Origin of the sequence: Sinorhizobium sp. BG8 (genome assembly GCF_016864555.1) — a bacterium.
GTDB lineage: Bacteria > Pseudomonadota > Alphaproteobacteria > Rhizobiales > Rhizobiaceae > BG8.
The window spans coordinates 2,724,763-2,750,523 of the sequence record NZ_CP044011.1 but is presented as its reverse complement, the minus strand read 5'-3'; the positions used below and the strand labels follow the sequence as shown (position 1 = coordinate 2,750,523).

General features: G+C 60.6%; 27 protein-coding genes, 2 tRNA genes and 1 pseudogene. 13 read left to right on the top strand and 17 right to left on the bottom strand.

Translation table 11 applies throughout. The annotated features are described in order from the left end of the window. Positions 1-255 precede the first annotated feature (255 nt). The 3 genes from F3Y30_RS26610 to F3Y30_RS13060 all read right to left on the bottom strand — a co-directional run bounded on the left by F3Y30_RS26610 (position 256) and on the right by F3Y30_RS13060 (position 1,590). Positions 256-390, bottom strand: a complete 135-nt coding sequence (locus F3Y30_RS26610; protein ID WP_281435381.1) for a hypothetical protein — start codon at positions 388-390, stop codon at positions 256-258. Positions 391-496: 106 nt separating this feature from the next. Then, positions 497-1,171, bottom strand: a complete 675-nt coding sequence (locus F3Y30_RS13065) for a YoaK family protein (protein WP_203423128.1) — start codon at positions 1,169-1,171, stop codon at positions 497-499. Between the two features lie 206 nt (positions 1,172-1,377). Then, positions 1,378-1,590 carry a hypothetical protein gene (locus F3Y30_RS13060; RefSeq protein WP_203423127.1) on the bottom strand — a complete coding sequence of 71 codons (213 nt, stop codon included), beginning with the start codon at positions 1,588-1,590 and terminating at the stop codon, positions 1,378-1,380. 366 nt (positions 1,591-1,956) lie between these two features. Here F3Y30_RS13060 and F3Y30_RS13055 point away from each other — a divergent pair, with 366 nt between their 5' ends. Beyond that, entirely contained in the window at positions 1,957-2,754 is a 798-nt protein-coding gene (locus tag F3Y30_RS13055; protein ID WP_203423126.1) for a DUF1194 domain-containing protein, read from the top strand. A gap of 102 nt (positions 2,755-2,856) precedes the next feature. Here F3Y30_RS13055 and F3Y30_RS13050 read toward each other — a convergent pair whose 3' ends face one another. Further along, positions 2,857-3,753: a DMT family transporter gene (locus tag F3Y30_RS13050; RefSeq protein ID WP_203423125.1), complete on the bottom strand. Its 897-nt coding sequence runs from the start codon at positions 3,751-3,753 to the stop codon at positions 2,857-2,859. A gap of 169 nt (positions 3,754-3,922) precedes the next feature. Here F3Y30_RS13050 and F3Y30_RS13045 point away from each other — a divergent pair, with 169 nt between their 5' ends. Continuing rightward, on the top strand, positions 3,923-4,813 hold the full coding sequence (locus tag F3Y30_RS13045) for a LysR family transcriptional regulator (RefSeq protein ID WP_203423124.1): 891 nt from the start codon (positions 3,923-3,925) through the stop codon (positions 4,811-4,813). A 141-nt stretch (positions 4,814-4,954) separates the two neighbouring features. Here the strand turns inward: F3Y30_RS13045 and F3Y30_RS13040 are convergent, their stop codons facing one another. The 5 genes from F3Y30_RS13040 to F3Y30_RS13020 form a co-directional block, all read right to left on the bottom strand. Next, positions 4,955-6,103 (bottom strand): MFS transporter, encoded by a 1,149-nt coding sequence (locus F3Y30_RS13040; RefSeq protein WP_203423123.1) that lies wholly within the window; start codon positions 6,101-6,103, stop codon positions 4,955-4,957. A gap of 345 nt (positions 6,104-6,448) precedes the next feature. Beyond that, complete coding sequence (locus tag F3Y30_RS13035) at positions 6,449-8,077, bottom strand: DUF1254 domain-containing protein (protein WP_203423122.1); 1,629 nt, start codon at positions 8,075-8,077, stop codon at positions 6,449-6,451. Between the two features lie 241 nt (positions 8,078-8,318). Beyond that, a complete protein-coding gene (gene arsC, locus F3Y30_RS13030) occupies positions 8,319-8,747 on the bottom strand; it encodes an arsenate reductase (glutaredoxin) (protein WP_203423121.1) in 429 nt (142 codons plus the stop codon). Continuing rightward, positions 8,744-9,451 carry an MIP/aquaporin family protein gene (locus tag F3Y30_RS13025; RefSeq protein WP_203426606.1) on the bottom strand — a complete coding sequence of 236 codons (708 nt, stop codon included), beginning with the start codon at positions 9,449-9,451 and terminating at the stop codon, positions 8,744-8,746. The genes arsC and F3Y30_RS13025 overlap by 4 nt, the downstream gene beginning before the upstream one ends. An 8-nt stretch (positions 9,452-9,459) precedes the next feature. After that, a complete protein-coding gene (locus F3Y30_RS13020; RefSeq protein ID WP_203423120.1) occupies positions 9,460-9,813 on the bottom strand; it encodes a metalloregulator ArsR/SmtB family transcription factor in 354 nt (117 codons plus the stop codon). 42 nt (positions 9,814-9,855) lie between these two features. Between F3Y30_RS13020 and F3Y30_RS13015 the strand changes: the two genes are divergently transcribed. Then, positions 9,856-10,374 carry a DUF6428 family protein gene (locus tag F3Y30_RS13015; RefSeq protein ID WP_203426605.1) on the top strand — a complete coding sequence of 173 codons (519 nt, stop codon included), beginning with the start codon at positions 9,856-9,858 and terminating at the stop codon, positions 10,372-10,374. A gap of 146 nt (positions 10,375-10,520) precedes the next feature. Here F3Y30_RS13015 and F3Y30_RS13010 read toward each other — a convergent pair whose 3' ends face one another. The 5 genes from F3Y30_RS13010 to F3Y30_RS12990 all read right to left on the bottom strand — a co-directional run bounded on the left by F3Y30_RS13010 (position 10,521) and on the right by F3Y30_RS12990 (position 15,484). Continuing rightward, positions 10,521-10,748 carry a hypothetical protein gene (locus tag F3Y30_RS13010; protein ID WP_203423119.1) on the bottom strand — a complete coding sequence of 76 codons (228 nt, stop codon included), beginning with the start codon at positions 10,746-10,748 and terminating at the stop codon, positions 10,521-10,523. Then, complete coding sequence (locus F3Y30_RS13005) at positions 10,741-12,369, bottom strand: arylsulfatase (protein WP_203423118.1); 1,629 nt, start codon at positions 12,367-12,369, stop codon at positions 10,741-10,743. Before F3Y30_RS13005 ends, F3Y30_RS13010 begins: the two co-directional genes overlap by 8 nt. A gap of 237 nt (positions 12,370-12,606) precedes the next feature. Beyond that, positions 12,607-13,137, bottom strand: a complete 531-nt coding sequence (locus F3Y30_RS13000) for a dihydrofolate reductase family protein (protein ID WP_203423117.1) — start codon at positions 13,135-13,137, stop codon at positions 12,607-12,609. Between the two features lie 226 nt (positions 13,138-13,363). Further along, a complete protein-coding gene (locus F3Y30_RS12995) occupies positions 13,364-14,425 on the bottom strand; it encodes a DMT family transporter (protein ID WP_203423116.1) in 1,062 nt (353 codons plus the stop codon). Positions 14,426-14,572: 147 nt separating this feature from the next. Continuing rightward, positions 14,573-15,484 carry a LysR substrate-binding domain-containing protein gene (locus F3Y30_RS12990; RefSeq protein WP_203423115.1) on the bottom strand — a complete coding sequence of 304 codons (912 nt, stop codon included), beginning with the start codon at positions 15,482-15,484 and terminating at the stop codon, positions 14,573-14,575. Positions 15,485-15,601: 117 nt separating this feature from the next. Between F3Y30_RS12990 and F3Y30_RS12985 the strand changes: the two genes are divergently transcribed. The 4 genes and pseudogenes from F3Y30_RS12985 to F3Y30_RS12970 all read left to right on the top strand — a co-directional run bounded on the left by F3Y30_RS12985 (position 15,602) and on the right by F3Y30_RS12970 (position 18,411). Further along, positions 15,602-16,306 (top strand): SDR family oxidoreductase, encoded by a 705-nt coding sequence (locus F3Y30_RS12985; RefSeq protein WP_203423114.1) that lies wholly within the window; start codon positions 15,602-15,604, stop codon positions 16,304-16,306. Positions 16,307-16,371: 65 nt separating this feature from the next. Further along, on the top strand, positions 16,372-16,656 hold the full coding sequence (locus F3Y30_RS12980) for a DUF1330 domain-containing protein (RefSeq protein WP_203423113.1): 285 nt from the start codon (positions 16,372-16,374) through the stop codon (positions 16,654-16,656). A gap of 110 nt (positions 16,657-16,766) precedes the next feature. Continuing rightward, positions 16,767-17,351, top strand: a complete 585-nt coding sequence (locus F3Y30_RS12975; RefSeq protein WP_203423112.1) for a TetR/AcrR family transcriptional regulator — start codon at positions 16,767-16,769, stop codon at positions 17,349-17,351. Between the two features lie 28 nt (positions 17,352-17,379). Then, positions 17,380-18,411 (top strand): annotated as a pseudogene (locus F3Y30_RS12970) (NAD-dependent epimerase/dehydratase family protein). On the opposite strand, the gene F3Y30_RS12965 reads toward F3Y30_RS12970, so the two are convergent. Further along, positions 18,399-18,794, bottom strand: coding sequence for a MerR family transcriptional regulator (locus F3Y30_RS12965; protein WP_203423111.1), 396 nt, complete (start codon positions 18,792-18,794; stop codon positions 18,399-18,401). The pseudogene F3Y30_RS12970 and the gene F3Y30_RS12965 sit on opposite strands and share 13 nt — an antisense overlap. A 69-nt stretch (positions 18,795-18,863) precedes the next feature. On the opposite strand from F3Y30_RS12965, the gene F3Y30_RS12960 reads away from it, so the two are divergent. The 5 genes from F3Y30_RS12960 to F3Y30_RS12940 all read left to right on the top strand — a co-directional run bounded on the left by F3Y30_RS12960 (position 18,864) and on the right by F3Y30_RS12940 (position 24,333). After that, positions 18,864-19,847 (top strand): aldo/keto reductase, encoded by a 984-nt coding sequence (locus tag F3Y30_RS12960; protein WP_203423110.1) that lies wholly within the window; start codon positions 18,864-18,866, stop codon positions 19,845-19,847. Positions 19,848-20,254: 407 nt separating this feature from the next. Next, positions 20,255-22,117, top strand: coding sequence for a lytic transglycosylase domain-containing protein (locus F3Y30_RS12955; RefSeq protein ID WP_203423109.1), 1,863 nt, complete (start codon positions 20,255-20,257; stop codon positions 22,115-22,117). A 44-nt stretch (positions 22,118-22,161) separates the two neighbouring features. After that, on the top strand, positions 22,162-22,494 hold the full coding sequence (locus F3Y30_RS12950; protein WP_203423108.1) for a M15 family metallopeptidase: 333 nt from the start codon (positions 22,162-22,164) through the stop codon (positions 22,492-22,494). A 15-nt stretch (positions 22,495-22,509) separates the two neighbouring features. Continuing rightward, a complete protein-coding gene (locus F3Y30_RS12945) occupies positions 22,510-23,460 on the top strand; it encodes a M15 family metallopeptidase (protein ID WP_203423107.1) in 951 nt (316 codons plus the stop codon). Positions 23,461-24,078: 618 nt separating this feature from the next. Then, the gene (locus F3Y30_RS12940) at positions 24,079-24,333 is read left to right on the top strand and encodes a DUF982 domain-containing protein (protein ID WP_203423106.1); all 255 of its coding nucleotides are present in this window, start codon (positions 24,079-24,081) and stop codon (positions 24,331-24,333) included. A 177-nt stretch (positions 24,334-24,510) separates the two neighbouring features. Here the strand turns inward: F3Y30_RS12940 and F3Y30_RS12935 are convergent. Together F3Y30_RS12935 and F3Y30_RS12930 are read right to left on the bottom strand one after the other, a co-directional pair. After that, positions 24,511-24,584 (bottom strand) — tRNA-Cys (locus F3Y30_RS12935). A gap of 446 nt (positions 24,585-25,030) precedes the next feature. Then, complete coding sequence (locus F3Y30_RS12930; protein WP_246752740.1) at positions 25,031-25,369, bottom strand: hypothetical protein; 339 nt, start codon at positions 25,367-25,369, stop codon at positions 25,031-25,033. A 166-nt stretch (positions 25,370-25,535) separates the two neighbouring features. Between F3Y30_RS12930 and F3Y30_RS12925 the strand changes: the two genes are divergently transcribed. Then, positions 25,536-25,610, top strand: a tRNA-Asn gene (locus tag F3Y30_RS12925). The last annotated feature ends 151 nt before the right edge of the window (positions 25,611-25,761 follow it).

Here is a 25,761-nt window from a genome sequence, read left to right as displayed (position 1 = left end):
CTTGCGGTGGCTAAGGATGGGGGACACTCGCTGTTGGGGCGATGTTGAGAGGGGGCGGGCTAGGCCCGGCCTTTCGTGCTGCGCTGACAGGGGAGATTTTCCAGCGCCAACCGACGCAGTCCATGCGCTGGGTCGTGAGGGAGCGCGCGCGGTTCCCGGATCGCCGATGAGAACTGGCTCCGTAGACGGGGAAGAAGCGCCACGAGGCGGCCTCTGTCAGGCATATGCCCGCCCCCCACGGAAATGTACCCTTTTTCAGAACTTCGGGCTGGCGTCGTCATGGCTGGGTGGTCGATGCGTTTCCCTCTGCCAGCGCATGCCATAGGCAAGCACTAGCCCAAGCACGGCACTTCCGACGACAATGGCGAGCAGTGCAAGAAAGTTTTCCATGACCATCTCCTCCTGGCAAAAATCTTAGCACGTCCTAAGATCCACCGGAAGCAAGGGAAATGGCGTAGCTGAGGCATAGGACAAGACCCTGCTGCCTCGGTCTTCGTCAGCGTTGCACGTACCTGCTCGACCATCGCCGCGGAATACGAATTGCGACGAGTGTCAGCGAGGCGGCAACGAAGAACGGTACCCAGATCGCAAGGTTCTCAGCCCGCAGATGAAGGAACGCGCCGGCTATGGCCCCGGCAAGCATGCCCGACCATGGCACCAATTGAACAAGCCACTGGTTGTTTCTTACGCCGATGACCCAGCGACCGAGCCCCCTGCCGAACCGCGAGAGCGCACCCGTCACATAGGTCAATCCGATCGGCAGCCCCTCGATTTGTTCGACCGAGGCATTGATGGTCCCCATCGCAAGGATCAGCAGCAGAAAGCGCGCTTCCCTGAAGTCAGCTATCAAGGCGGCAAGGGCAAGCATCGCGGACACCGTCAGCAGGACCGCGTGTGGGCGGTATCGCGTGGCGATGATGACACCGCCGGCATTGCCGATGACGAAGGCCGTCAATCCCAGCAAGAGCAGGACGGCCCGGGAAAAATCCCCTCCTGCGATCGCCACGGCCGCCCGCGTGGTGTTTCCGCTCATGAACGATACGAAGTCTCCGACGGACAGGAGGCCGATGGCGTCTGTCATCCCGGCGAGGAAGGATATGGCCGCGACGAGCGCGAGGCCGACGGAACTGCGTTGCCGTCTCACAAGTCGGCGGCGCCGTGCAAATGTCATGGAGCTAATCGTTCCGGTTTGAAACGACCCGATGCTAAACAATGGCGAGAGGCGCTGGCAAGAGAATTGGCGTGCATTGCACAATCCCCCTTCGCCGATCACACGATGAACGACGGCAGCAGCGACAGATGCCGCCGGCATCACCCGACTGGCATTGCGTCAACGCGAACAGGGCATCACTCGAGGACGCGCTGCTCCACGTGAACCTAGACCTCATTGATGGAAGGCAAGAGCGTTACGACTTCCCGGCGGTGGCGTTCGTCGAGAGGCTCGATTTTCTCGTTCCAGAAGGCTTCGGCTTCGGGAGTTTCGTGCTCCCATATTCGGGTGGTGACAATGTTGTCGTCGATCTTTGCCCGCCTGTGCCCGCCCAGGCGCATGTATTCCTCTGCGAGCAATGCTGCGGCTGTCTTGTCCATATCCAACACCCCTTCCAGTCGCTAAACCAGAAAGTCCCATTCTACTCGCTTGTTCCTCTCCCCGCATCCCTTACCGATGGCCGCATTGCCGCTCCCCGGAGCGAATTTACGGGCCTGCTTGTGTCGCATGCGAATTTGCGTTCAGGCGCCACGTCGATCTCAAAAGGGTGCTGCAGCGTCCGCACAAGGCCGGCGTCCCGTGACTGCCATTCGGTCTGACCCCGTATCAAGGGACCGCGCCAAAGCCGTCCGGCATCGACCGCTGTCCGCGGCGCACCATTTCGCAGCCAGACGTGCGCGCGCGTCCCTGCATTGCGCGTGCGCGCAGCCGGCGTAGTATGGTCGGGCACCGGACCTGCTGTTCAAATGAAGCTGCGATGCGCGTTTGTTGTTTGCTTTGCCGTTCTGGGAGGCAGCACGCCCGGCGGACTGTCTTCAGCTGACGTCGATCTCGAACTCGTACTTGCCGTCGACGTTTCCTATTCGATGGAGATCGATGAACAACGCATTCAACGCCAAGGCTACGTGAATGCCTTTCTCCAACCCGAACTCATCAGAGCAATAGAGAGCGGACCCCTCGGCAGAATTGCGGTGACCTATGTCGAGTGGGGCGGGTCTGCTGTCCAGATCGTGCCCTGGACGCTGATCGATGGTCCCGCCACCGCACTTCAATTCTCGGAGACCCTCAGCCGGCAACCGATGAGACGAATCTCCTTCACTTCCATTTCCAATACCCTTGCCTTTTCCCGGAAGCTCTTTCAGATCAACCAGGTCCGGGGACTGCGCCGCGTCATCGACATCTCGGGCGACGGACCGAACAACGCCGGCGTTCCGGCACCGGTCGCCCGTAACTCGACAGTCGCGCAAGGCATCGTCATCGATGGACTGCCCATCATGCTGACACGTTCCGATTCCGCTTCGATACCGGATCTCGACGCCTACTACGAGAATTGCGTGATAGGCGGAGACGGGGCCTTCCTGCTGAAGGTCTCCGAGCTTGGCCACATTGAGAAGGCCATCCTTCACAAGCTCATCGTCGAGATACTGGGACCGAACGTCAGCGAACTGAAACGGTTGGAGGGACCCTTGAAACGCGTGGATGACCGCGCGGGCTACAATTGTTTCGTAGGCGAGGAAATGCAGGAGCATCGAAAAGGACAATAGCTTGGTCCCGGTCCGCCTCGCTATGAGCCAAGGGCAGAAGTGCGCCCTCGCCCGCAATGCAGAGGGAGAGGATGTTCGAAGCCTGGGGCACGCCGCAGCCGATCAGCCTCGGGTGGTCATCCAGACGCCCACCATCGTCACCGCCAATCCGACAAACATTGCCGTGGTCAAGGGTTCGGAGAAAAGTGCCCAGGCCCACAGCATGGTGACCGGCGGGCTGAGGTAGATGGCGGCGCTGACCTGCGCCACCGGAAACAGGCGCAGGCTGGTGTAATAGATCGAATACGCGGCGAATGTTGCGATCAGCACCAGCCACAGCATGCCGATCGCGAAATTCTCGGTCATCGGCGGGGCCACATTGCCCTGCATCAGGGCACAGAGACCAAACAGTACCGAGCCCGTAAGCGTATGGATGCAAAGGCTCTGATGCACGGGCATCTGCGTCGCCCGGCTCCGCCTGAGCAGAACGGAGGCGACCGCGAAGACAAGCATCGAGCCTACGGTCAGACCATAGGCCCAGACCGGAGCACTGCCGATGCTCAGGCTATCGAACGAAACGATCAGTACGCCTGCCACCGCGATGGCCGTGCCGGTCCATTGCCGCGCGTTCAACCGCTCGCCGAGAACCGGTTGGGACAAGGCCGCAATCGCCAGCGGAAGAAGGTCGGAGATCAGGGCAACGAGCCCGGTCGGTACCCGCTGTTCGATCGCCAGCGCAAAGCCACCGAGATACAGGAATACCGACATCACGCCGAAAAGCATCTGGTCCCGCACCGCGCGCAGCCGCAGCCGCGGGCCTATCGCCAGCGCAAAGGGCAGCAGGATCAGCCCAGAAAGAAGCGTGCGCCAGAACAGGACGAGCACCACGCTCGCCTCCTCGCTCGCATAGCGAATACCGACGAAGCCGGAGCTCCAGCCAATCACCAGCAGGGAGGCCATCAGGGGCCAAAGGAAGCGATGCTTGGCGGGTGCGGCGTGGACTGCAGATTGGTTGGTCATGAGGATCCCGGATGTCGGTCTTGTCACCCGCTGATACGCGACTGCTCATGCCGACGCACATGACAAATTTCGATGGCGCGATGACAAACAGGTCAAAACTTTAATGGAAACTTGTGTAGACGGCCGAAGATCTGCACCATGTTGGCCAGATCGTGCCGGAACATGAGAAATGACCAAGTTCAACAGCCGACGCCTGGATATCGATGCCCTCAGGGCGCTGTGCGCAGTGCGCCATCATGGCGGGGTCACGCGTGCCGCCGAGGCGCTGGGCCTGTCGCAATCCGCCGTCAGCCACAAGATCCGGCGGCTGGAAACGAGCCTCGATTGCGAACTGCTCGGCCGCAAATCGGCCGGACCGACGTTCACGGCCGCCGGAGAGGAGTTGCTGGACTATGCGGGACGTATCCTCGGCCTCCACGACGAGGCGCTCTCGAGCCTGTCCAAGACCTCGCTTTCGGGACGCATCGCCCTCGGGCTCACCGAGGACACGGCCTGCACAGACCTCGCCCGCATATTGGGACGCTTCCGCCGTCTGCACCCTCAGGTCTCGGTCCGGACGAAAGTGCGCATGAGCCTGATTCTGCGGGAGATGCTGGAAAAGGGAGAGCTGGACGCTGCCATCGTGCAGGTTTTCGCCCATGAGGTCCGCCCGACGGATGCCGTTCTCTTCCGCGAGCAGCTTCATTGGGTCAAGCATGCGGAGCTGTCATTGTCGGAGCACGGCCCGATCCCGTTTCTGTCTTTCGACGACGAGTGCTTCTACCGCAAATGGGCCCTGGACATAGGGCAAGACGGCGGCGTGGTCCTGGAAACCGTATTCGAATGTGCAAGCGCCGCGGGGATAGTCTCCGCGGTTACCTCTGCCATGGGGGTAGCGCTCCTCAGCCAGCGCCACCTCAATTCGCAGATGCAGATCGTTGCCCACGGGCTTCCCGCGCCTCCTGCCCTGGCCTACGTCGTGCGCCGCGCCAGAAAGGCGAGGAACCCTGCGCTCGACACCCTCGTCACCGAAATCAAGAACGAAGTCACCCGCTACGGCGGGCTCGCCCTGGCGAGTTAGGTCAGGCGCGCGGGCAATTTGCGCAGTCGATTGCGGGCTTCGCGATCAGGACGTCGGCTTCGCGCCGCTAGCGTAAACTTGAAGGACAAGATTCAACCCTGTGGCACCTGTTTGAGGGCGGATGGCCTTTGTCACTTAAAATCAACGATCCAATTTGGCGGGATATCGTGAAACAGCGATCAGCACGGGCAGCGCTAGTAACGAGAGGCTTGCGCCCGCCGCAAATGTAGCGAATGAGCCATAGCGGTCCCACAACAAGCCGGCGATGATGTTACCGATCAACACCACTACACCGGTCATCAGGTTGAAAACGCCGAATGCTGTACCTTTCAGATGCTGCGGCGCGGCCTCTGAAATGAGCGTCGCAAGCAAGCCTTGCGACAGGCCCATGTGAAGACCCCACAGGATAGTGCCGAGCAGGAAGATACTGATTGAGTTAGCATATGCCAGAACCGCATAGGCGAGAACAAGAATGCCAACGCTTGCGGCAAGAAGACCGGTTCGGCCGATCGTATCCGACAACCGCCCTGCCGGGTAAGCGGTCAGTCCATACACGGCATGCATAATCACCATTGTGATTGGCACCCACGCGGGTTGGAAACCCGAGTCTTGTGACTTCAGAAGCAGGAACGCTTCACTGAAGCGAACAAAGGTGAGCGCACACGCCGCACCGATTACAATCCATGTCCAGCTATTCAGCTTGATGATGTCCCGTACGCGAAGCGCAGGACCGCTCTCGCGAGGTGGCCGCTTCGGCTCTGACACTCCACAGACCAGGACAATGACGGAGAGGAGGGCAGGAATAGTCGCGATCCAGAAGATCACGCTCACATCGTTGTTCAACGCAAGCATCAACGCGATTGCAGCGAGCGGCCCTGCAAACCCTCCCACCGTATCCAGCGATTTCCGAAGCCCAAATGCAGCGCCCCTGATATCTGGGGGCGTCACATCGGCGATGAGGGCATCACGCGGGGTTCCGCGGAGTCCCTTGCCGACACGGTCAATGGCCTTTGCCGCGACGATCCAATCTACCGACGAGGCAATAGGAAAAAGGAATTTTGAAATCGCGCCAAGACCATAGCCGAACACAGCGAGCATTTTACGATTGTGGGTCCAGTCCGCAATCACCCCCGCGAAGAGCTTGGTGGTTGTCGCGATGGCAACCGACAATCCTTCTATTATGCCGACCGCGAGGGCCGAGGCACCAAGGCCGGAAACAAGATAGAATGGCAGAAGCGTCTGCACCATCTCTGACGAAACATCCATCAAGAGACTGACGAGACCGAGCATCCATACCGTGCGAGGAATGGCTGTTCGTGCAGTCGATGATAGTGCGGAGTATGATGTCACGGTGCGCCCCTTGCCGATGGATCGAATAGTGCCGGGGCCTAATGCCGTCAACGCCCTTGCGCGTCGGGATGTTTCGGTTCGCCTGCTTCGGGCCTGAAGCAGTCTTTACTCGCGCCGGTTGCTCGCCCCTACGGCTTTAGGATTTCCGGAAGCATCTCCGAAGAACGTGCCGGCGCGGGCCCAATTGGCCGGTGACGAACGGACAGTCGCCACCGCGGAGTTGGTGAAAGAGGGACGGTCGGATGCACGTAAAGGGCGTTGAGAACTCCTGCACTCGACGAAGCTCTATTGCCTGACGAGTTCGACTTCGCTCGGTCGCCACTCCCTGGTGAAGAAAGGTTCCAGCGGGCTGTAGAGACGTAAGATCACGAAGTACCCCTTACCGGGCATCGTCTGTATCCAGTTTCCGCGTGCAATCCCTTTCGGCTGGGAAGGCCCGAAATAGATGGTGGTGACACCATCGGCGCCGGCTTTAGCGGCAGGTGACGGGAAGCTCTGGCTGCCCGCGCGGGGATAACGCTGGGGCGTGTCGAGCATGGACCGCGTCTGGTTGTCGTACAGCGTGAACGACCAGAAGTTCGCCTCCGGAATTCCCTTCGGCAGCACCACCTTGTAGGTCTTGCCTCCGTCAAAAAACTCCTTGTTCGAATCCGCCATCGTCAGGAGGTATTGGGACCCAAGCCCCGGCAGTCGCATCGCCATTCCCGGCGTGATGCCGGTGATCCCATAGAAGAAATAGGTTCGCCCATCGAGAGTGCGATATCCGGTGCTCGGATAGGGCTTCACACCACTCGTGGTGATTTCGGGGATCGGGGTTTCGAACTGATAGCCCGTCTGGAAGAGCAGGTTCGACCATGACGAATTGGGATAGTAGAACCAGCTCTCATCGCGCGGAGCCATGAAGAGGCTCCGCGACGATGCGTTCCCCAGAGCCGCCGCCTCTTCGAGTATCTTCTTCATGCGCTCGTCCGGTGCAAACGGCTTGCCCTTGACGATGCCGATCGCGGCCAGTGATCCCGCCTGCTCCGGATCGAGAGACGTTGCTGGCTCGTTTTGCACGATCTCGTTCAGCATCTCGTAGTAGCTATAGTCGCTCGGAGGCACCGTATTGACGGGCACGCCGGTGCCCTCATGGAAAACGGTCGCGGGCGGTTCGGCAATCTTGCCCATCCTGGCCTTGCCCGTCAGGAACGACGCGACGCTCGTTCCCACGCCCCCGACCTGATAGGGAAAGACCTTGGTTTGCGTCTTGATGGCAGCCGCCACGGGAGCGGGATCGCTCTTCTCCATGAAAGCGCGGCCAAACCACAGAACCTTGTTCGTTCTGGAACGGGCAACGTAGAATCCTCCCTCCGGCAACTGACCTTCATAGCCCGGAGGCACGATGACATATTTGCCGCCCTCCCCGCGGTCAGGCCCTGGAGCGCCGAAATCCGTCACCCAGCGAAACCAATAGTCATCAATGGCGCCGAGCACCCTGGGCGGCACTTCCAGCACCATCGGGCCCTTGCTCAGATCGAGGACGCCGAAAAAGTAGATGGTGTCGGCGTTGGCGGTCAGGAACAGCGAACTGGCGTCCATGAGCTTGGAGTAGATCAGAACTTCATTGTGTTTCACTCCGATGCTCTGAAGGCCCTTGTCCAGCGCTGCGATGCTGACCCCTTGCATCGTGTTCATGAACGCTTCGAATGCGTGGGAGAAATCGAGATTGTCGTAGACCCTCTGAAGCGTCTCGCTGCTCGGTGCGCCATCATTGAACTCGAGCTTTCCGATCCGGGTGTCCACCGTGTCGGGCGTGAGGATGGCTGGTGGTCTCAGGGCTTCCGTTTCAGCGGCGGCCTCGTACCCGCCAAATGCAGCGGCGGTTGCCGAGACCATGGTTGCGACTGCAAGGGTGCGTGCTATCGATGCCATCTCTATTCCCTCCACTGAAGATATCGGGACGAATACGGCTGTGCATGCAGGTTCCTGGAACGCTGTGCATCAACAGGAACGCGCCTGAAAATACACTTTCCTGCTGAAGTTGACGAGATCGGCGCTGCAATCTTGGGATTATCGAATGACCGCAACAGGCCACGCGCGGTTGGTTCAAGATGTGTGATCGGCTGCCGGAACCGGCGATGGGCTCAGTTGCTGAGATCAAAGATGCATGTCTTCAGATAAGGCGCTTACCTCCGGCGTCCAGAACCTGTTCGCCGTCCTCCTTCGTGAAGGGACCTTTCGGCGCATCAGGCAGGATGTCCAGGACCATCTCCGAAGGCCGTGCGAGGCGCGTGCCCAGGGAGCTGATGACGAACGGGCGGTTGATCAGGATCGGATCCCTCACCATCGCATCGAGCAACTCATCGTCAGTGAGGGCGGGGTTATCGAGACCAAGCTCGACGTAGGGCGTACCCTTCTCACGGATGGCCTGGCGGACGGTCAGACCTGCATCGGCAATCATCCTTGCGAGTTGTTCGCGGCTTGGCGGAGCCTTGAGATATTCGACTACGGTCGGCTCGATGCCGGCGTTCCGGATCATCGCCAAGGCATTGCGTGAGGTGCCGCAGTCCGGATTGTGATAGATCGTGACGTCCATGGTCATGGGGCAAACTCCTGTCCGGATGGAGACTGGGCGGTGCGAGGCTCGAGCAGAAGCCATCGCACCAGTGCGAACGCCAGCAATGCGCCAAGGACTTCCCCGGCAACGAAGCCCGGGAGATCGACCGGACGGATGCCGGAAAAGGTGTTGGTCAGCGAACGGGCGATTGCCACGGCCGGGTTGGCGAACGAGGTGGAGGCGGTGAACCAGTAGGCGGCGGCGATGTAGAGACCGACCAGCCAGGCGACAGTCTCGGCGCGGAACCGCAGCCCGGCAAGGATCACAAAGACGAGGCCAAAGGTGGCGGTCGCCTCAGCCAGCCATTGCGCCGTACCGGTGCGGCTCATCGTCGAAATTTGCAGCAATGGCAGCTCGAACATCGCGTGGGCAAGCAGTGTCCCGGCGATGCCGCCGAGAACCTGCACAAGCATATAAGCAAGAGCCCGCGTTGCGCCGAGTTCCCGACGCATGAAGAAGACCAGGGAAACGACCGGGTTGAAATGGGCACCTGATATTGGCCCCAGCACTGATATCAAGACGACGAGCATTGCACCCGTCGCAAGCGTATTGCCAAGCAGCGCGAGAGCCACGTCGGTAGTCAGCTTGTCCGCCATGATGCCCGAACCGACCACGGTAGCGACCAAAAGTCCCGTCCCGAGGGCCTCCGACACGAGCCGGCGCGAGATCGGAAAATCGTTTATGGCCATCGGTTCCGTCACCGCACATTGTCCTTCAAGGGCGGGCAACACGCTGCTGCCGCAGTGGCTGGCAGGCAAACGTCGGGATGACCAGAGCAGCAATCCTCCATGAGGAAGCGGACCAGACCGCTCAGCGCTTCATAGTTGGCCGTATAGATGATCGAGCGCGCGTCGCGCTGCTGGCTGACAAGGCCTGCACGATCCAGTTCCTTGAGATGGAACGAGACGTTCGAGGCGGAGACTTCAAGCTGTTGGGCAATCGACCCTGCCGCCATGCCCTCCGGTCCTGCCACGACGAGCATGCGGATAATCTGCAAACGTGTTTCCTGGGAGAGCGCACCGAATGCGTCGAGGGCTTGACGTTCATCCATATTTCAACAATCCTTGAAACGTTGAAATATGGATTAACGCAGATGAATGTTCACGACAAGCCCCCTGTCCGGACCAGCGACCTGACTCTCGGTGAATTGTTGGATGGATTGAGCGAGGCAACGGATTTGCCTTTGGTGTTTCACTACGATGGACGCCCGATCAAATCCGGCTACCACGTCACCGAGGTGAAGGCCGGGCAATTCTCGGCGCTCGACTGCGGGGCCAATCCTGAAGCCTGGTTCGAAATCTTCGTGCAGCTGTGGGATATCCAGGAAAGCGACCGCACTCACATGCCCGCGGGGAAATTTTGCTCCATCATCGGCAAAGTGTCCGAGCACGTGAAGCTCGATGGATCGGCCCGATTGACCTTTGAGGTCAGCGACGGCGAGCGCCCGATGCAGCTCTATTGCGCGACTGCCCCGATCGTTCGCAGCGGGACCGTGCATGTTGAATTGGTTCCGCGGCCTGCGACCTGCAAACCGCGTGACCGCTTGCCGGAAGAGCAAACCAGGTCGTCGTCCTGTTGCGATCCTGCGTCCACCACAAAATGCTGCGGTTAAAGCCGATTGCGTTCGCAATCGATCACAAGCGACCGCTCGAGGTTTTCCGGTCAGCGGGCCGGAATCGACCGGTTTCGAATGGCTGATTCCGCCGCGACGGAGAGTGCTCTTCGGCGCAAGAACCGGCCTGCCGATGTTGCGCTTGATCAGCGCTCGGGCATTCCCGCCAGCCTCAAGGCTTCGGCCACCTGGTCCGCCCATTTCGACAGGTCCCGAAAGAATGGCAGCGAGCGATATTGCTCGATCGTGAAGCCTGGCTGGGCCGGGCTGATCACGACCCTGATGTCAATGAGATAGGAATCGCCAGGCCAGGTTGGCCGAGAACGGACGTCCGGCCCCGGAGGGCCGGACGAGGAGAACGTGAGGTCAGTCACCTCCGCCTGCTCCCCGCAAGCTCGCTTCGATCTTGCTGAGGTTGAACGATCCGGGCGATTGGCTTGGCGGATAGTCCTTCATCGTTTGCAGGAACTGTGCCGCCATGCCCTGGATCGGAACGATGACGAAGACGCGTTCCAGGAACCAGTCGTTGTAGGTGTTGGCGTTATGCTGCGCTTTTTCGAACGGGTCGCGGCGCAGGTTGAAAAGCAGTGGCACGCGCAGTTCGACGAAGGGCTCGCGCCAGACACCGAAGGCTTCGCCCCGGTTCTCGAGGAACACGACCTTCCACGCATCATAGCGCGCCGCAACGATCTGGCCGTCATCGTTCACATACCAGAACTCGCTGCGTGGCGACTTGTCGGCCTTGCCTTCCAGGTAATCCAGCTGGTTGTGGCCATCGATGTAGTTGCGGTAGTGGCGACCATTGAGATCGACGCCGGTCAAGAGCTTGTCCTTGATATCCGGTGCGCCGGCGATGGCTGCGAAAGTCGGCAGCCAGTCCTCGTGGGCGACGATCCCGTTCAGGGTTTTTCCGGCTGGAAAGTGACCGGGCCAGCGCACGAAGGCCGGAACACGATAGGCACCCTCCCAGTTCGAATTCTTCTCGCTTCTGAAAGGTGTCGTACCTGCGTCGGGCCAGGTGTTGTAGTGCGGTCCGTTGTCGGTCGAGTACATGACGACGGTGTTGTCGGCGATGCCGAGTTCGTCGAGCAGCTTCAAGAGATCGCCCACCATCCTATCGTGCTCGACCATGCCGTCATGATACTCGTCGCCGTCAGGCCCCGAAATGCCGGTGTTTGCCTCCTTCACGTGGGTACGGAAGTGCATGCGTGTCGCGTTCCACCACACGAAGAACGGCTGTCCAGCCTGATTCTGGCGCGTGATGAAGTTCTTCGCCGCATCGAGTGTCTCCTGGTCGACCGTTTCCATCCGCTTCCTTGTCAGCGGACCGGTATCTTCGACTTTTCCGTCGGCACTCGCCTTGATGACGCCGCGCGGACCGAAATTCTTTCGAAACTCCGGGTTCTTCGGATAGTCCCTGTTCTCGGGTTCCTCCTCGGCATTCAGGTGATAGAGATTTCCGAAAAACTCATCGAAGCCGTGATTGGTCGGAAGGTGTTCGTCACGGTCGCCCTGATGGTTTTTGCCGAACTGACCTGTGGCATAGCCCTGGCTCTTGAGGATCGTGGCCATTGTCACGTCGCTCGCCTGCCAGCCTTCCTTGGCGCCTGGAAGACCGACTTTCGTCATGCCGGTGCGAACCGGGACGTTGCCACCGATGAATGCTGCCCGGCCCGCGGTGCAGCTTTGCTGGCCATAGTAATCGGTGAAGGACAGGCCTTCATCAGCAATCCGGTCGATGTTCGGGGTCATGTATCCCATCATGCCGCGATTGTTGTGGCTGATGTTCCAGATACCGATGTCATCTCCCCAGATGACAAGGATGTTGGGCTTGATGCTTGCGGCAGCGCCCGTTTCCTGGGCAAGTGCAGTGCCGACTGCAGTGCCTCCAGCCGCTGTTGCGGCGGCAGCCAACACGGTTCCGCCAAGCAGCAGGTCGCGCCGGTTGATGTTCAGCGATTGTTTCCTAGGTGTCTCTCCATCCCGAATGTTCATGTTTTCTCCCTCCAACTGGATGAAATGCACTGCAAGCTTGCAGGCTGACCATTGCGTAGGGTTCTCTGAAGTGAACTCGCTCAGAAGCCAAAGTTCGGTGGGCAGGATGAGCCGTTCATCGAAATATGCAACCGGCAAATGAGCGGTAACGGAGGGTACACGATTTCAAGCCTGCACCCCTGGCTCATGCTGGACGCGGGCCTGGCGGTCACCGCAGTCCGTCTGCAAGACGCGCGGTCAAGCCGGAACGTATGTCAACCTGACCACGTCCTCGTCAATCTGGTCGGTGGAAACGAGGCGAAGCCGTGGCCGCGGGCCGGCGAACAATGGCTTTCCACTACCAAGCACGACGGGGTGGATGTAGAGACGATACTCATCAACAAGGCCGAGGTCGGTCAGGCTCCGGGCCAGGTCCGGTCCGCCGACTTCGATCTCTCCGACGAGTTGTGCCTTCAGCCCACGGATCACCGCCTCGAGGTCATCGGCGACAAGTGTGGCGTTGGGGCCGACCGACTTCAACGAGCGCGACACGACCCACTTCGGCTGGTTCCGCCACGCCTCCGCAAAGTCGCGCTCCTCCGCGTCCCACTCGGGATGTTCCTCATCCCAATAGCGCATGACCTCATAGAGGCGACGACCGTACACGCTGCCCGCCTGAGCGCGCGCCTCCTCGATGAAGTGACGGAAGAGCGTGGGGCTTGGTCCAAACGCCGTGTGGTCGACGTAGCCGTCCAGCGATTGGTTCATTCCAAAGACGAGCTTCGCCATGCTGCAAAACCTCCACCGCGGGGTCTTCACAATAGCTTGCGGCGACACAACGCAAAAGTGACGCCGGGCATAAACTGCACGCCGCTTCCTCGGTGTGACGAACAACCGAAGGGGCGCCGGACACCCTCGTGCGGCATTGGAACTTCTGCACCCGGCCGTGTCCGGACGCTTTTCAGCGACAGCGACGGAGGTAACTGCCGGGATCCAAGGGGCAGATTTTTATCCGCTAGTCGTGTGAATGGCGATGGTGCAGGTCGGGGAAATGCGGGTGCTTGTGCCTCAGAGGGGCATGACGATGCCAATGCGAATGGGGTTCGGTGACCGGGCCGTCGTGCGTGTGCTGGTGATGTTCATCATGGACATGCGCGTGCTCATGTTCGAGAGCCTCGTGTTCGTGCTCATGGTCGTGCCTCTCGGCCAGATGCAGCCACAGGCCAATTCCCATGAGGACGCCGGCCGCGACCAGCTGGACCGTCACGGCTTCACCAAAAACAACGATCGCCAGCACCGCACCGATAAACGGCGCCAAGGAAAAGTACGCCCCCGTCCGGGCCGTCCCCAGATGGCGAAGCGCCAGCATGAACATTACGAGGCTGACCCCAACACCCAGGAATCCGACTAGGCCGCCGGCTCCGACAAGGACGGCGTTCGGCAGCGTCGCGCCAAATCCGAGCGCCAGCACAAGATTGGTCGCACCGGCGACCAGGCCCTTGATCATGGCGATTTGAACTGGATCGGCCGACGACAACTTGCGGGTCAGGTTGTTGTCTATGCCCCATGACAGGCAGGCGGCTGCGATCAGCAGGCTGCCCACATCGAGCTGGAGGGTTTCGCCGTTCCACGACAGCAGGACCGCGCCCGCGAGGATGGCAGCAGCGCCCAGCAACAGCCGCCGGTCGACATTCTCCCGAAAGACGAGCCACGCAATGCCCATGGTCGCCAGTCCCTCAAGATTGAGGAGCAGCGATCCCGACGATGCGGAGGTACGCGAAAGACCCAGCATCAGGAAGAGCGGGCCGAGAACGCCACCAAACAACACCACCACGGCAAGCCAGGGAGTGTCCGCCTTCTGAAGCGGGGCTTCGACGTTGGGAAGCCCGATCAGTCGGCGTCCCCAATGAACAACAGCAAGGCCGAGACCAGCTCCCACATACAAGATGCCCGCCAGCAGCCAGGGATCGATCGATCCCATGAGCAGCTTGGAAAGCGGTGCGGATGCCCCGAACAGAATGGCGGAGCCGAGAGCGAGCGGGACGCCCGGCCAGAGGTGCTTATGCTGGTCAATCATGGCCATGGACTATCACAATTAGCGTCGAAACAGCCATCACGTTCTCATCCGTCATCGATGATTGCATGGAGCCACAGGCTGACGATGGCACTCGTCGGGACACCCAAAAACAGGCGTCGGCGCTCGTCGGCACCGTCCTGACTGCGCTCATTCAGGCGGGCGCGTATCTACGTCTGCCCGCAGCCACGCCAGCGCGGTCTGCAGTGCCGCCGATTTTCGATATTTGGGCCAGACGAGATAGAAATCGGAGGGCCCGCGAAGCGAGGTCGATACCATTCGTACCAGCCGGCCCTCAGCAATGTCGCGGGCGACGAAGTTGCCCGTGGCGAGAACGATGCCCTGCCCCGCGACGGCGGCGTCGATGGCGTGGGCTGTCTGATTGAAACTGATGCCCCTGAAGTTCAGCGGATCGTGCTGTGAGGCGCTGACGCCGTAGTGCCTTTCGATGAATTCCGGCCAGAAGTTGTGCACATCATGGAGCAGCGCATAACCCGACAGTTCACCGATCGTCGCCGGCGGCTGCCGGCCGTTGAGGAGCATCGGGCTGCAAACTGCGATGATCTCCTGTTCGAACAGCAGTTCGGCGCCCAGCCCAGGTCCGAAGGGCGGACGCCCGTAGCGAACGGCCAGGTCCACGCCGTCGATCTGGAAGTTTGAAATCCGATCGGTCGCCACGATGTGAATATCCAGGTCCGGATGACGTGCGGTCAACTCCGGCAGACGCGGGATGAGCCACTTGGCCGCGAAGGTCGGTGTCGTGCTGATCGTCACCCTGGCCGGCTGCGGCTTCAGGTCGCCCGTGGCCCGCGCGATGATTTCGAACGCGCGCCGGATATCGGCTATGTAGCTGCGACCTTCGCCCGTCAGCGCGAGCGTGCGGGGAAGGCGTTCGAACAGCACGACGCCAAGTTCGACTTCAAGACCCCGCACATGCTGCGCGACGGCGCCCTGGGTTACGCCGAGTTCCTCCGCCGCAAGCCGGAAGTTCAGATGGCGCGCCGCAGCCTCGAATGCCTTGAGGCGATTGAGCGAAGGGAGTTTTCCAAGGGGCGTTGTCATCCGATAGTTTTTCTACTGATAATGGAGAGGAGAACTGCTTCGCCCTTCCATGGATGGAGTGATATTAGAGGATATCAGGACATTCAATCGACACAACGAAGCCAAGAGGACAAGACCATGGCAGTAGAAAAAACAGCGATCATCACTGCTGGCGGGAGCGGCATGGGGGCGGAAGCGGCCAAGCGACTGGCCGCAGATGGGTACAGGGTCGCAATCCTGTCGTCCTCCGGCAAGGGCGAGGCGCTGGCCGCCGAACTCGGAGGCATCGGGGTTACCGGCTCCAACCAGTCGAACGATGATCTGAAGCGGCTGGTCGATGCCACGATGGAGAAATGGGGACGGGTCGATGTGCTGGTCAACAGCGCTGGCCACGGCCCGCGTGCGCCAATCATCGAAATCACCGACGAGCAGTGGCACACGGGTCTCGACGTCTACCTGATGAATGTCATCCGGCCCGTCAGGCTGGTCACGCCGATCATGCAGGCGCAGAAGTCGGGCGCGATCGTCAACATCTCCACCGCCTGGGCCTTCGAGCCGGCGGCCATGTTCCCCACCTCCGCGGTGTTCCGCGCGGGGCTTGCCTCCTACACCAAGATCTATGCCGACACCTATGCCGGTGACAACATCCGCATGAACAACGTTCTGCCGGGATGGATCGACAGCCTGCCCGCGACAGAGGAACGCCGCGATGCGGTGCCAATGAAGCGGTACGGCACGAGTGCCGAAATCGCGGCAACGATCGCATTCCTCGCGTCCGATGGCGCCGGCTACATCACCGGGCAGAACCTAAAGGTCGATGGCGGCCTGACCCGATCGGTCTGATCCAGAATCATGGTCGTGGCTCCCCTCGGCGCCGGGAGCCACCTCGCGCCGGATGGAGCACCGGAATGCCTGGCTACTGGATCGTCAGAGGCGGGGATATCGCGGACGCGGAAGCGCTAAAGGCCTACAACAATACCTTCTCGTCAATCGCGCAGCGCTACGGCGTGAAGATCATCGCAGGCCGAAACCGGGTGGAGACGGTCGAGGGACCGCATTTCCCACGCCAGTTCATTCTCAGGTTCGATAGCTACGAGACGGCCGGGGCGTGCTACGACGACCCGCAATATCAGGCATCCCAGGAACTCGCCGCACGAACATACTCCCGGGAACTGTCCATCCTCGAAGGATAGCGTCCTCAACCGCATATCGCCGGCTTCCCCTTCACACGCGGTCCCGGTCTTGACAAAGTTCGTTGTTGATTATTCATAACCATCCGGTTGGAAATAAATTGGATGAAGCGATGGGCAGGAAGCGTGTCATCGATCAACAGGCCGTGCTCGACGCCGCCGAGCGCGTCGTCGGGCGAGACGGTGCGGCGAACCTGACGATCGATGCGGTCGCGAAGGAAGCGGGCGTTAACAAGGCGAGCGTCCTCTACGACCACAAGTCGAAACAAGCGCTCGTCGAGGCCGTCGTCGATCGCGCCTTCCAGCGCGACAATGCCCACCATAAGCGCATCGAGGAGCAGATCGCCGATCCCCAAGGTCGGGCAATCAGGGGACGAATTGTCGCTGCCGCCGAACCGCCACCGGAAGAGTTCCGGGCGGTTGCCCTGAACCTCAGCGCCGCCCTGGTGCTCGATGCCGGCCTGCGCGAGAAGATGCAGTCCAACCAGGCCTCGACGATCGCGCGCATAATCGAGACCTCGCCGTCTCCGCGCGGGGCCCTCATTGCCTACCTCGCCCTCGAGGGGCTGAAGTTCCTCGAACATCTCGACTTCCACCATTTCGCACGCGAGGACAGGGACAGGGTTCTTCGCGAAATAAACTGGCTCGTGACGACCGACCCCCAAGAGATCGATCTGCCGGATTCATCGGCGAGCTGACGACCCCAAGCACTTCAGGTGACATGAAATGACTGATACCCGCATCGCCGCGCCCTCAGCGGCCACGGATGAACGCGTCCCGCTCGGACGACTATTCCTAACTGGAGGGAGCGGCTTCATCGGCCGCAACCTGATCCGCCACTTTGTTGCCCGTGGCGTCGAGGTCACCGCCCTCGCCCGCAGCGACCGATCGGCGGACCTTGTGCGGGCGCTCGGCGCGGCACTGTATAGAGGGGACATCCTCGACGACGGTCTCGCAGCAGGGATGTCGGGCTGCGATGCTCTCATCCATGCGGCTGCCGATACCGACCATGGGCCGGCCACGCAAAGGCAGGCGCGAGTGAACGAAGACGGGACGCGGGCAGTGATGCAGGCCGCCCGCTTCGCTGGAATCCGCAAGGCGATCCACATCAGCACGGAATCCGTGCTCGCCACAGGCAAGCCGCTGGTCAACGTGGACGAGACCACGCCCCTCCCCGACTGACCCGCAGGCGGCTATTCGCGCAGCAAGACGGCTGCCGAGCGCATCGCTCTCGCCGGCAACGCACCGGGGCTTGCCGTGGTCGTCCTGCGCCCGCGCTTCGTCTGGGGTAGAGACGACACGACAGCGCTTCCCGCCCTGCTCGATGCCGCCCGATCGGGCAAGCTCGCCTGGATCGGCGGCGGCACATACCTGACCTCGACCACGCATATCGCCAATCTGTGCGCGGCAGTCGAACTCGCGCTCGCCAACGGACGCGGCGGCGAGGTCTACTTCATCTCGGATGGAGCGCCCGTCCGGTTCAGGACCTTCGTATCCGCCTTGCTGGAAACGCAGGGGTTGGTTCCACCGGAGAAATCCGTTCCGCGTGCCGTTGTCAGGACTGTCGCGGCGATCGGCGATCTGCTTGCGGCTCTCTCCCGCGGAAAGATCGTTCCGCCTCTCACGCTGCAGTCATACGCCGCATCTGCGGTGGAAGTGTCCCTGGACATCGGCAAGGCGCGGCACGAGTTGGCATATGCCCCTGTGATCTCTCTGGAGCAAGGGTTGGAAGAACTTCGATCCGCTCAGCACTTGTAGTCTTCGAGGCGCGGCGCGCCCTCGGGCTTGCCCGCCTTGATCCAGTCCACCTTGCCGCGAAGAAACGACAGGGCGGCGTCCAGTGCAGCCTTTCGCTCCTCCAGTCTCTCGATCTGGGCCTGCAGGACCTCGATCGTCCGCTCCGGCGAATGCTCGCCCGCGCGATACTCTTCATTGAGCGCCAGAATCTCGCCAAGCGAATAGCCAAGCGTCTGCTGCAGCCGGATCATCCGGGCAGTGGTCACGTCATCCTGCTTGAACATCTGATAGGGCTTCGAGCCGCCTTTGACGCTGCGCTCGGGCTTCAGGAGCCCCTTGGAGATGTAGAAGCGGATCGTGTCGATCGGTAGTTCGGTGGCTCTTGAGAATTCCGAGATCAGCATCTTCAACCCTTGACCATGGACTATACTCCATACCTATAAGGGGTGCTTGTCGAAATTTGGAGACCCATAATGACAAGCGAAATCACCACCATGCCTCAGGTCCGACTTGGAAGGGATGGCCCCATGATCGGTGCCCAGGGGCTGGGCTGCATGGGCATGAGCGAATTCTACGGCGCAACGGACGAAGTTGAATCCCGTGCGACGCTCGAACGGGCGCTGGAACTCGGCGTGACCATGTTCGATACCGCCGACATGTACGGTGTCGGCGCGAACGAGGAATTCCTGGCACCCTTCGTCGCCGCCAACCGGGACCGGGTGCTCATCGCCACGAAGTTCGGCTACACGCGCACTCCCGAAAACCCTGACGACTGGAGCATCGATAACCGTCCCGAATTCATTCGCGCCGCAGTCGACCGCTCTCTGAAGCGCCTCGGCGTCGACGTCATCGACCTCTACTACATGCATCGGAGGATCGATGCCGTACCTCTGGAGGATTCCGTCGGCGCGATGGCCGATCTGGTCACGGTGGGAAAGGTGAAGTGGCTCGGGCTCTCGGCAGTCACTGCGGCGGAGTTGCGAGCCGCGCATGCGATCCATCCGATTGCCGCCCTGCAATCGGAATGGTCGATGTTCACTCGCCACATCGAGGACGAAGTCGTTCCCACCGCCGTCGACCTCGGCGTCACAATCGTTCCCTATTCTCCGCTCGTACGTGGAATGCTGACAGGTCAGGCAATCACGAACGCTTTGACGGGCGACGACGCGCGCCAGAATTTCCCACGCTTTTCCGGGGAGAACCGCGAGGCGAACATGCGCCTGGTCGCAAAGATCGAGGAAATGGCGGCTGAAAGGTGCGTCACCCCTGCGCAGCTCGCGCTCGCCTGGCTTTATGCCCAGGGCCGCAAGCTGAACGTCAGGACCGTTCCCATACCCGGCACGCGGAAACGTGGCCGACTGGAAGAGAACATTGCCGCGACATCGATGGTACTCACCGAGGACGACCGCGCCGCGCTCGAGCCGCTCGCTGGGGCGGTCAAAGGGATGGCAGTCTGAGGAAGCATTGCGCGGCTGAAAGGCCGCGCACCAAATGCTGAAGATGGCAGTTTCATTTCTGAATGCCGGCTGCGCGTGGAAGTGGCGTAGGAGCGAGTTGCTGCCAAGTAACTGCGCGAGTTTTGACGGATAAGCGATGCAGTCACGTCGATTGTCCGGACACCGTCAAAGTTGAGATATTTGACTCAACACTTAAGCCGGCGCATATTAGCAATATTGGTAATACTCTCGTAATTCGAGGGGGAAATTCACTAACCCCAAGGTTTTGATGGATAGCGATTGGGCAGAGAAATGCTCTTTCGCGCCCTCTTTCTTTGCCCTGTGCACTAATGTGCACCCAAGATTTAGTCCTTTACCCAGGAGAAATGCCGAACGAACGAGATCTGACGTGAGAAAGGTAGATGAACATGTCGCCTTTGATCGCAATTGCAGGTTCGATATTTCCTTCCATTCTGGATGCGATCGCTGGAGGACGCTCCACGAAGATTTCCGATGTCGTCGAGAAAGCAGTGACGACGGTCACCGGCGTATCCGACCCGGCTCTTGCCGAAGAGCGCCTCAAGGCGGATCCGGTAGCCGCCTCCCAACTCCGCATCGAACTCGCCCGAATAGCGCTCGACGAAAAGAAGCTTGTTCTCGATGCGGAAGCAGTTGCCATGAAGACCCGACTCGATGCCGAGTCGGAAGCCCGCAAGAGCATGATGACGGCGGAGATCGAGACCATCAAGGCGGAGCTCGAGCGGGCGACCGCTGAACACAAGTTCGAACTCGACAAGAGCCTTCAGGATCTTCGGAACACCCAGGGCGCGCGCAGCATGCTGGGCGAGCTGGTCGAAAAACGCTCGTCTCTCGCCTGGGTTCCCGCCGTTCTGTCGATCACTGTCACCGTCGGTTTCTTTGCGGTGCTCGGAATGTTCGTCGTGATGAAGAACAAGCTCGAGGCACCGATCATACCTGACATGTCCCCAGAGATGCGCGACATGGTGAAGACGCTCAATCGCGATCAGATCAGCGCATTTACAGCGCCGCGTTCCGATTTCATCATCCAGATCATCAACATCTGCGTCGGGTCGCTCACTGCGGCGTTTGCGACCGTCGTGAGCTATTGGCTCGGTTCGTCCCAAGGCTCGCGCAACAAGGACCTTCTGGCGGCCAGCATTCAGGAGCGCACCGCAGAAAGCCAGGCTGCACAAGCACGAGAGAGTGCTGTGTTGGTCAGGGATACGATTGCCAAGGACGCAAGCGTGAAGGATGCGCTGATATCCTCCGTGACGGGGAGCGCCGTGCAGCAGCCTCAGGTCGTCGAACAGCCGACATCGATACCAACACCCGTCATCGTCCAGACCAGCACGGTCGAGACCACGGAAGTCATTACGACGGCCACCCCCGACGTGATGGTGACGGAGCCCGTAAAGCCGGCCTCGTCCAAACTGGTCAACGAAGTGCTGCCGGAGCTGACCCGTCCGCACAAGCACTTTCCAGACGCAGTGAGCTGGGCGCTCACCGCTGGCGGCATTTCCATCGAAGGCGCGAGGGCTCAGGGCACGCCCGGCGAACCGGACACGGTCCGGAAGATTTGGACAAGCTTTGGCGAGCTCTGCGCGAGCGCCGCCAAGCAGTTTGGTGTCCCGGTGGAACTCATCGTGGCCACGATCGCGACCGAAAGCAGCGGCAACCCGAATGCGCGACGTGCCGAGCCCAGAATCAACGACGAAAGCGTCGGACTGATGCAGACGTTGGTGACGACGGCTCGCTCGGCCACGGGCAGGAGCACGCTGCGGGGCGACGATCTTCTCGATCCCCGCACGTCTATCGATGCGGGAACGGCCTACATCGCATCGCAACGCGGGTCGACCCACTTCGATGCGGTCCTTGTTTCCGCGGCTTACAACGCCGGATCGCTCAAGCGAGATGATGGGCAGGCAAATCGATGGAAACTGCGCTGTTTCCCGTTGGGCACGGGCCAACACATCGATCGTTTCGTCAGTTGGTTCAATGATGCCATGCGGGTTTCGGATGCCGATGACTGGAGCGGGCCCAGCGAATGTCCGAGCTTCGCCGCGGCCCTTGGCGGCATCGGGCCGAGCACGGAGGCGATGGATCCAGCATCGCCGGACTTCCCCCTCGTCCCGCCTTCCGGCCTTTGCTCAGCCTCGAGGAAAAGCAGGCAATTTTCGGCAAGTTCAGCTTCCAGTCCGACCCCGTACCCGGCAATCCGGAAAACATCCGCATACTTGGTGACTGGGAGCAGAAGAATATCGTCAACGTGAAGATTCCGCTGCAAGGGTTTCTAGGCAAGTCGGGGCCTCTCTCCATGCGTTTTCACCGGGCCGCCGAAAGACAGCTTACCGCCCTGTGGCTGGAATGGGAGAGCAGCGGGCTCCTGGACAGGATCCTCACCTACGACGGTGCGTACGTCCCGCGTTTCCAGCGCAAGAGCAAGACGAAGCTCAGCAACCATGCGTTCGGGACCGCTTTCGACATCAACGCGGCTTTCAATCCACTCGGAGCCGAGCCTGCGCTCATGGGTCAGAAGGGTTGCATAAGAGAACTCGTATCGATCGCAAACAAGCACGGGTTCTACTGGGGCGGTCATTTCCTGGTGCGTGAAGACGGCATGCATTTCGAAGTGGCAAAGCTCTTGTAGTGCGGAAAGCAAGCCATGACCGAGCCGGTTTCGGACAGGGAGCGCTGGGAAGAGGAACGCGAGCGCGCGCAGAGAGAACATAAGCTGAAGGAGCGTGAACTCTCGCTGAAGGAGTTGGACGCCGATCGCACCCGGCGCGTAGCAGGTTGGACGAATCCCATCGTACTGGCCATCGCGACGGCTGCCTTGGCCGCAACCGGCAATGCCCTGGTGACCTATGTCAGCGCCAGGCAACAACGGGCCCTCGAGGAAAGCAAGGCGGAGGCAGCGCGAATTCTGGAAATGATCAAGACCGATGACACCGAGAAGGCGAAAGCAAACCTCGCCTTCCTTGTCGAGGCCGGGCTGATCTCCAGCACCGATGTGAGGGAGAAGATCTCGAACTTCATTGCGACACGCGGTGCCGACGAACTGCCCAGCCTGCCGGCGGCCACGTCGTTTCAGCGCCCACTCTCGCAGTCGGAAAGAGACGATCTCCTCGGTCAACCGACAGTGAAGTCGTCAAGCGACCCGAATGACAGGGTGTCGATCGACGATCCCTGGTACCAGGCCAACCTCGTAGAAATCGAAATCCCCCAGCTACTGAAGATTCAGAACCCGGCAAAATCCGCAAGGATCAAATTCCACAAGACTGCGGCACTGTCCTTGCAGGAGGCATTTGAGGAAATCGAAGCATCCGGCTTTCTGTCTGACATCGTCACGTTCGACGGCGCCTTCCGCCCAAGAGTTTTGGTTGGCTCAATCAATCGCCTGTCAGCACACGCCCTCGGCATCGCAATAGACCTCAACGCGAAATCGAATCCCTTCCAGAAGCCACCGCCGGAACTCGGCCAGGAAGGATCCTTGTTTCGCGTTGCGCCGATATTTGAAAAGCACGGGTTTTCCTGGGGCGGGCGTGAAGGCGGCGTGCAGGATCCGATGCATTTCGAGTTCGCGGACCGAACCAAACTCGTGGAAGCGCAATAAGCACTGCGGCGACGGCCGCGTGCGCGGGCCACGGCCCGTCTCCGCGTGACGTCGACCGATACGGCGAGCCGGATCGCCTCGCAGGTCTCGACCTTCAGGGTGTGCGCTTGAATGGAGCGGAGTACTCCGATCGGTCCGCGGCTCGCCTTCACCTTGGTGCCAGAGGCGTCAGCGGAGGCTGCGTGCGCATGGGCCCCGATTGAAAGTACCCAGTCGTGCCGCAAGTTAAATTCGTTCAACACCAGGCTTGTCGGCCCGACGGTCGCGAGGAGTCCAGTGGCATCGAGGCCCTTTGGATCGGCCGGAACCTCTCGCGTGAACTCCGGCTTCTGCCCCGGCGGGAGGCAAGCCTCCCGCTGTATCGGGACCAACCGGCTTCGCCGGACCGATGCCGGATGAGGCCATCCGCCCTGTCGCGGAAACCAGGCACCTGGCATTGAGGGCCGCGGGCCATGGCCTGGAGCCTTCGTTTTTTGGTCGACAGACGCCGCGGGCGGGGCCATCGTGAGACTGTGCCGCTCCCCTCGCCCGGCCGGGAAACGGAAACCGCCACGGCTTCCACCCTGCATCGGGAACACCCGCCCCCGCCCGGCGTTTAGGAGCAGGAGCTAAAGAACCATGGAACACATTGAAGGCGACTGGAGCACTGCTGTCGGCATCGAACTCAAGGAAGGCGGCTTCCGCCTGGTCTCGAATACCCACCAGGCTGCAGCACACCTCATTGGCCTGTGGCCGGACGACGGCGGCCCTGCCTTTGCCAGGGCCTTGATGCTTTGTGCCGATGCTCTGCACGGTGACGCGACCCACGAGGAGTTTCGTCTTGCGTTCCTCGCAGCGGCTGAGGAAGCTGGCATCGTTGTTCACACGCACTGAGCAATAGAAGCGCCGCCTGCGCGAACGATGTCCGGGTCAAACGCCGATCTTGCTCGATTCCGAAAGTACTCACAGGCCACTCGAGCAAATCTTGATTGCGACACAGTCGCCACATGAAACGGCTGTCGCGCGGGATGACGACAACCACAATCCATTGATTTTACTTAGGAAAATGAGTGGAGGCCTCGCCCGGAATCGAACCGGGGTGCAAGGATTTGCAGTCCTCTGCGTAACCACTCCGCCACGAGGCCATCCGATGCTATAAAGCGAGTGGTGTCGGGCGTTTAGAACGAATCCATTTTTGGTGCAAGGGGCTATTTCTGAAATCCCGCCTCTTCGATTTCTGAAATGATGTTTCCACAGCGTTCTTCCGCGCAGTCTGTCGAAGGCAACAGGAGCGTCCGCGAGGGTAGCCGCGCTGCCGCACCGGCCGGACGCTCGCGGGCGAACTGATCGCAGTGGCAGGGTTCGATCGCAGCAACGACGGTGAACTCGCCCCCTTCTTTTGTTTCCTGCCAGATCGACACAGCGGAACGGGCGGTACGTGACGGAAGAGTGATTGCGACCGAGGAGGACACTTTGTCCGGGGGGCCCTTGCTCACGGTGATTGTCGCGACCAAGGGTCTATTGGCTGCAGCGCGCCGCCGTCCATTCAGTCGCGCCTGGGAGGAAGGCGGCCACCGAACCGTCGGCCGGCCTACTTTGTCCGTCGCGCCGGGACCGTTGGAGATTCATGCTTCGGGCCGCCTTCGCTCGAGCGCGACCTGTCCGCCTTCCTGGCTGCCCACCAGACGGTGAAGCGGCGGCGCTGGCGGCGCACCAGGTGCGAGTCATGCGAAAGCACCAGCAGGCCGAGAGGAATCATCCAGAACCCGAGGACCGGGAGAAAGCCCAGGAAGCCGAAAAAGATGAGAACGGAGCCGATAACCGTGCGCCAAAGGCGGGACTTCGGCAGCCGCATGCGCCATGTTCCAATCACGAGATGGTGGGTCTTCGGGTCAATTCCGAAATGTATCTTCTTTTTCCTGTCTGCCATCTCACTCTCTTTTGTCGGGCCAAAGCCCTGGAAATGCGGCACTTGCCAGCCATCAACTGGTGAAAAATCCACAGGCATTCAAGGTTCCCGCATTTTTTTGTCAAAAATCGCTTGGCAAATCGATCCAGCATTTGTATTACGCGCTCATTCCGCAGCGAGCGGATGATCCCTGGTAGCTCAGCGGTAGAGCATTCGACTGTTAATCGACAGGTCGCCGGTTCGAATCCGGCCCGGGGAGCCAGTTTCTTCAGCTAAACGGCTGATTATATTGAGGAGCCGGTTCGGAAACGAACCGGCTTCTTTTATTTTGCCATATCGCGGATGCTCTCTGCCCTGCCTGCGGCGGCGTATCGGGCCTCCTAGGGCAGGAACGCTTCGGGTACTGGTGCCGT